Here is a 6,237-nt window from a genome sequence, read left to right as displayed (position 1 = left end):
AAAGAAGGCCCTCTGACCTTCGAAAACTTGACTTTTTCTGCGGCGTATTTTTTCAGAAAAGTCAATAAAAACAATATTTTGATCAATCTTGCCTCTCCCTTGTCCGTCTACTAAAATTTTAGTTTGACAACCCTGTGACATTGTGGCCATCTAGTGGCAGCCGTTGAAATGCGGCGCGATAATCTCACGGGAGGAGACTTAAGATGCGTAAGTATCTACTCTCCGCAGTAGCAGCTGGTGCTGTGCTTGCGGGTGTCGGGTCTGCTTTTGCCGACGAAGAGGCGGCAAAAAAGTGGATCGACCAGGAATTCCAGCCATCCGTACTGACCAAAGATGAGCAGCTTGCAGAGATGCAGTGGTTCATCGAGGCGGCTGAGCCGTTCAACGGTATGGAAGTCAATGTCCTGTCCGAAGGTATTCCGACTCACTCTTATGAGTCAGAAGTTCTGACCAAGGCATTTGAAGAAATCACCGGCATCAAGGTGAACCATCAGATCCTCGGTGAAGGTGAAGTTGTTCAGGCTGTGCAAACCCAGATGCAGACCGGCCGGAACCTCTATGATGCATATGTCAATGATTCCGACCTGATCGGTACGCACTCCCGTTTGCAGCTCGCCGTGAACCTCACCGACTGGATGGCAGGCCCTGCAAAAGACGTGACCAATCCTGGTCTTGATCTTGACGACTTCATGGGCACCCAGTTCACCACCGGTCCGGATGGTGACCTGTATCAGTTGCCTGACCAGCAGTTCGCGAACCTTTACTGGTTCCGCAAAGACTGGTTCGACCGTGAAGATCTGAAAACCGCTTTCAAGGAAAAGTACGGTTATGATCTGGGTGTTCCGGTCAACTGGTCCGCATACGAGGACATCGCCGAGTTCTTCACAAACGATGTGAAGGAAATCGACGGCGTCCAGATCTACGGCCACATGGACTACGGTAAGCGTGCTCCGGATCTTGGCTGGCGCATGACCGATGCGTGGCTGTCCATGGCAGGTGCTGGCGACAAGGGTGAGCCGAACGGCATCCCTGTCGACGAATGGGGCATCCGCATGGAAGAAGGCACCTGTAACCCGGTTGGCGCATCCGTGTCCCGTGGTGGTGCCGCAAACGGTCCGGCTGCGGTCTACGCGATCCGCAAATGGGACGAGTGGCTGCGCAACTATGCGCCTCCAGGCGCTGCAAGCTTCGACTTCTACCAGTCTCTGCCGGCGCTCAGCCAGGGCAACGTTGCTCAGCAGATCTTCTGGTACACCGCGTTTACCGCGGACATGGTCAAGCCGCAGTCCGAAGGCAACAACACCGTGGACGAAGAGGGTGCTCCGCTGTGGCGTATGGCTCCGTCCCCGCATGGTCCTTATTGGGAAGATGGCCAGAAGGTCGGTTACCAGGACGTGGGTTCCTGGACTATCCTGAAGTCCACTCCGGAAGACCGTGCAAAAGCTGCTTGGCTCTACGCTCAGTTCGTGGTTTCCAAGACAGTTGACACCAAGAAGAGCCACGTGGGTCTGACGTTTATCCGCGACAGCACCGTCAACCACGAGTCCTTCACCGAGCGTGCTCCGAAACTCGGCGGCTTGGTTGAGTTCTACCGCTCTCCTGACCGTGTTGCCTGGTCCCCGACTGGCGTCAACGTTCCGGACTATCCGAAGCTGGCCCAGATCTGGTGGCAGCAGATCGGTGACGTGAACTCCGGTGCCTTCACGCCGCAAGAGGCTATGGACCGCCTCGCTCAGGAAATGGACACCGTCATGTCCCGCATGCAGCAGGCTGACGAACGCGCCAACGTCTACGGTGGTTGCGGTCCGCGTCTGAACGAGCCTCAGGATCCTGAGTACTGGCTGTCCCAGCCGGGCGCTCCGAAGGCGAAACTTGCTAACGAGAAGCCTCAGGGCGAGACCGTTAACTACGACGAGCTGGTTGCCCGCTGGCAGCAGTAAGCTCCTCGGAAACCTAAACTCTACACAAGAACCGGACCGGGGCATGTGTCCCCGGTCCACTACCGATCCGAAAGTGGCAGACCTGCGGAATCCATAGGTTCCGCCTGAAGAGGTGCTGCCCGGACGCGGGCGCGATATCCATGTCTTTAGAATTAAAAAACGTCAGCAAACGCGTGCGTGGCATTTGCCATGTCAAAGAAACCAGCCTGACGCTCAAGCCAGGCCACTTCAATGTCTTGCTGGGTGAAACAGGCGCAGGCAAAACCTCGCTTATCAAACTGATGGCTGGCCTCGATGGCTTGGCATCCGGTCAAATCATCCTCAACGGCAAGGATGTCTCCAAACTGTCGGCGCAAAAGCGCAACATTAGCCTCGTGCACCAGTTCTTCGTGAACTATCCGCACATGTCGGTGTTCGACAATATTGCCTCCCCGCTCAAGATTGCCGGGGTCGCCAAGTCGGAAATCGCAGGGCGTGTTGAAGAAGCTGCCGGCTTGATGAAGCTCGCGCCCTATCTCAAGCGGAACCCGCATGAGCTGTCCGGCGGACAGCAGCAACGGTGCGCGCTTGCCCGCGCCATTGTGAAAGAAAGCGATGCCGTTTTCCTGGATGAGCCGCTCGCCAACCTCGATTACAAGCTGCGGGAAGAGCTGCGTGATCAGCTGCCCGAGCTCTTTGCCGGGCGCGGTGCCGTGGTTGTTTACGCGACTTCCGAGCCTGAAGAAGCGTTGCTCCTCGGCGGTCACACGGCCCTGATGACCGACGGAAACGTCGTCCAGTTCGGCCCGACCTCGGAAATCTACCGCAACCCGAAAGATCTCGACGCGGCGAAGGTGTTCTCCAATCCGCCGATCAACACGGCGAATGTGGTCAAGCAGGGCGATACAGTTGTCCTCAGCGATAGCGTTCGCTGGACGGCGACGGGGGCCGTGGCAAGTCTGAAGGACGGACCCTACACCCTTGCAATCCGCCCGCATCACGTTCTACCGGTCGAAACGCCGGAATGCTCGGTGCGCCTTGAAGGCCACGTGCAGGTGACGGAACTCAGCGGTTCTGAAAGCAGCGCGCATTTCGATATGGGCGGCCAGTCCTGGGTGTCCCTGTCGGCCGGTGTGCATCCGTATTTCGTCGGCGAGGTTCACGCATTTTATCTTGACCCGACCCACTGTTTCTTCTTCGGCGCCGACGGCGCGTTGGCCGCATAAGGAGAGGACCTATGGCACAAATCAAACTCTCAAACCTGCGGCACAGCTATCACCCTGATCCGAAGGGTGATGCAGACTACGCCTTGAAAAAAATCGATCTGACCTGGGAAGATGGCGGAGCCTACGCGCTGCTCGGGCCATCGGGTTGCGGCAAGTCCACGCTGCTTAACATCATCTCCGGTCTACTGGTCCCGTCCGAGGGCAAGATCCTGTTCGATGATCAGGATGTCACGACCCTACCGCCGGCCAAGCGGAATATTGCGCAGGTGTTCCAGTTCCCGGTGATCTACGACACGATGACCGTTTACGACAATTTGGCGTTTCCACTTCGTAACCGCGGCCGCGATGAAGACATCATCAAGAAGCGGGTCACCGGCATTGCCGAAATGCTCGAAGTGACGGACATGCTGAATGTCCGGGCAGCCAACTTGTCTCCCGACAACAAGCAGAAAATCTCCATGGGCCGCGGGCTCGTGCGTGAAGACGTCAATGTTGTCATGTTCGATGAACCGCTGACCGTGATCGATCCGCATTTGAAATGGAAGCTCCGGTCCAAGCTGAAGGAACTTCACCAGCGGGTGAAGGCCACAATGATCTATGTGACGCACGATCAAACCGAAGCGCTGACATTCGCTGACAAGGTCGTGGTAATGCAGGACGGCGAAATCGTTCAGATGGGCACACCTGTCGAGCTGTTTGAACGCCCGACCCATACATTCGTTGGCCACTTCATCGGATCGCCGGGCATGAATGTGCTTCCGTGCGATGTCAAGGAAGGTGCTGCCTTCTTCGGCGATGCGCAGGTCGCCTTGGAAGGGCCTGCTCAAGGTGTCGCGAACGGAGCTGCCGAAATCGGTATCCGCCCGGAATTTGTGACCATTGAAAAGTCCGGTGCCGGAGTGTCTGCCCAAGTTCGGAAAGTGTCCGATGTCGGCCGGCACAAGGTCGTCGAGGCGATTGCCCACAATCAGCGCATCCATGCGATCCTTGAAGGGGAAGCGCCGTCTGCTGGCGAGGCCGTCACCCTGTCGTTCAAACAATCCCAGACGCGTCTTTACAAAGATGGCTGGCTGGCGAGCACTCCGGGGGAGGCAGCCTAATGAAAACGCAAAATCAACGGGCGTGGTTATTCGTTCTGCCGGTTCTGTTCCTGGTGGCGTTCAACGCGCTCATCCCGATGATGACCGTTGTGAACTACTCGGTTCAGGAGACCTTTGGTGACAACCTTTTCTTTTGGGAAGGCCTGCGCTGGTTTGAAGAGGTCCTTCGGTCGGAACGTTTCCATAACGCGCTCGGACGTCAGTTCTTCTTCACTTTCATGATCCTCATCATCGAGGTTCCGCTTGGTGTGGCGATTGCGCTTGCGATGCCGCGCAAGGGACCTTGGGTTCCGGTCTGTCTGGTCCTCATGGCCTTGCCGATGCTGATCCCGTGGAACGTGGTTGGCGCGATGTGGAACATCTTCACTCTTCCGGACATCGGCCTGCTCGGCTACTTCCTGAACCATGTTGTCGGAATATCCTATGACATGACACAGGATCCGGTGGCGGCTTGGGTAACCATCATCGTCATGGATGTTTGGCACTGGACGTCGCTGGTCGTGCTGCTTGCTTATGCTGGTCTCGTGTCGATCCCGAACGCCTATTACCAGGCTGCCGAGATTGACGGGGCTTCCAACTGGGCCGTCTTCCGTTTCATTCAGCTGCCCAAGATGAAAACGGTTCTGACGATCGCTGTGCTGCTCCGCTTCATGGACAGCTTCAACATCTATACCGAACCGTTCGTTCTCACCGGTGGTGGTCCGGGCAACTCGACCACGCTGCTGTCGATCGACCTCGTGAAGATCGCCCTTGGTCAGTTCGACCTTGGTCCCGCAGCTGCCATGTCTCTCATCTACTTCGCCATCACGTTGTTCGCCTCCTGGCTGTTCTACACGGTGATGACGAAAGACGATAATAAAGCTTGAGGAGAACCATCATGAGAATGAGAAGCCTGGTTCCCATCCTGTACATCCTCTTCCTGATGCTGCCGATCTACTGGCTCGTCGCGATGAGTTTCAAAACCACGAACGAAATCCTGTCCGGATTCTCGCTCTTTCCGCAAACGTGGACGTTCGATAACTATATCGAGATCTTCACGGACCCGACCTGGTATTGGGGTTACATCAACTCCATTATCTACGTGACGCTGAATACCGTCATCTCGGTGACCGTGGCGCTTCCGGCAGCGTATGCATTCTCACGCTATTCTTTCGTGGGCGACAAGCATCTGTTCTTCTGGCTGCTGACAAACCGGATGGCACCGGCAGCGGTCTTTGCCCTGCCGTTCTTCCAGCTTTATTCGGCCGTTGGCCTGTTCGACACGCACCTCGCCGTCGCACTTGCTCACTGCCTGTTCAACATTCCGCTCGCGGTCTGGATCCTGGAAGGCTTCATGAGCGGGGTGCCGAAAGAACTGGATGAGACTGCCTATGTGGATGGCTATTCCTTTCCGCGGTTCTTCATGACCATCTTCCTGCCGGCGATCAAATCCGGCGTGGGTGTGGCGGCATTCTTCTGCTTCATGTTCTCCTGGGTGGAAATGCTGCTTTCCAAAACGCTGACGGCGGTTGAGGCCAAGCCGATTGCCGCAGTGATGACCCGGACAGCATCATCGGCTGGATACGAACTCGGGCTTCTGGCCGCCGCCGGAACGCTCACCATTATTCCGGGCGCGATCGTCATCTATTTCGTGCGTAACTACATTGCCAAGGGCTTTGCCCTGGGGAGGGTCTGATGTTTGAATGGATGGCTTGGACCTGGCCGACAGCGCTCTTGTTCGTCGGCATCTTCTCGGCAATTGGCCTCTTGACAGTGCTTGAAGTTCGCTATCCCGGTGGGCATGAACGGCAGGGTGTTCTGGGGCTCACCACGACCCGGGGCGACCGTCTCTTCATCACTTTGCTTGGCACAGCCTATATCTTCCTCGCCTGGCTGGCGTTCATAGGCGGACTTCTTTGGTGGCCATTGGCCATCAGCATCGCCTGGGGCGTGTTCTGCTTCTGGAAAGTGTAACCAAACACGGGCCAGCCCTTCTGTGCGGAAGGGCTGGCT

6 protein-coding genes are annotated in these 6,237 nt (G+C 56.7%); all 6 read left to right on the top strand.

Translation table 11 applies throughout. The annotated features are described in order from the left end of the window. The first annotated feature begins 203 nt into the window (after nucleotides 1-203). Entirely contained in the window at nucleotides 204-1,940 is a 1,737-nt protein-coding gene (locus E1180_RS13380) for an ABC transporter substrate-binding protein (protein WP_155191678.1), read from the top strand. 140 nt (nucleotides 1,941-2,080) lie between these two features. After that, nucleotides 2,081-3,145 carry an ABC transporter ATP-binding protein gene (locus E1180_RS13375; RefSeq protein ID WP_155191677.1) on the top strand — a complete coding sequence of 355 codons (1,065 nt, stop codon included), beginning with the start codon at nucleotides 2,081-2,083 and terminating at the stop codon, nucleotides 3,143-3,145. 11 nt (nucleotides 3,146-3,156) lie between these two features. Continuing rightward, nucleotides 3,157-4,245 (top strand): ABC transporter ATP-binding protein, encoded by a 1,089-nt coding sequence (locus tag E1180_RS13370; RefSeq protein ID WP_155191676.1) that lies wholly within the window; start codon nucleotides 3,157-3,159, stop codon nucleotides 4,243-4,245. Next, nucleotides 4,245-5,111: a carbohydrate ABC transporter permease gene (locus E1180_RS13365; protein ID WP_155191675.1), complete on the top strand. Its 867-nt coding sequence runs from the start codon at nucleotides 4,245-4,247 to the stop codon at nucleotides 5,109-5,111. The genes E1180_RS13370 and E1180_RS13365 overlap by 1 nt, the downstream gene beginning before the upstream one ends. An 11-nt stretch (nucleotides 5,112-5,122) precedes the next feature. After that, on the top strand, nucleotides 5,123-5,920 hold the full coding sequence (locus tag E1180_RS13360; protein WP_155191674.1) for a carbohydrate ABC transporter permease: 798 nt from the start codon (nucleotides 5,123-5,125) through the stop codon (nucleotides 5,918-5,920). Beyond that, on the top strand, nucleotides 5,920-6,198 hold the full coding sequence (locus E1180_RS13355) for a DUF2160 domain-containing protein (protein WP_155191673.1): 279 nt from the start codon (nucleotides 5,920-5,922) through the stop codon (nucleotides 6,196-6,198). The genes E1180_RS13360 and E1180_RS13355 overlap by 1 nt, the downstream gene beginning before the upstream one ends. Nucleotides 6,199-6,237 lie beyond the last annotated feature (39 nt).

It is taken from the genome of Roseibium denhamense (genome assembly GCF_009711415.1).
GTDB classification, from domain to species: Bacteria; Pseudomonadota; Alphaproteobacteria; order Rhizobiales; family Stappiaceae; genus Roseibium; species Roseibium denhamense.
This window is presented reverse-complemented; position numbering and strand designations above follow the sequence as displayed.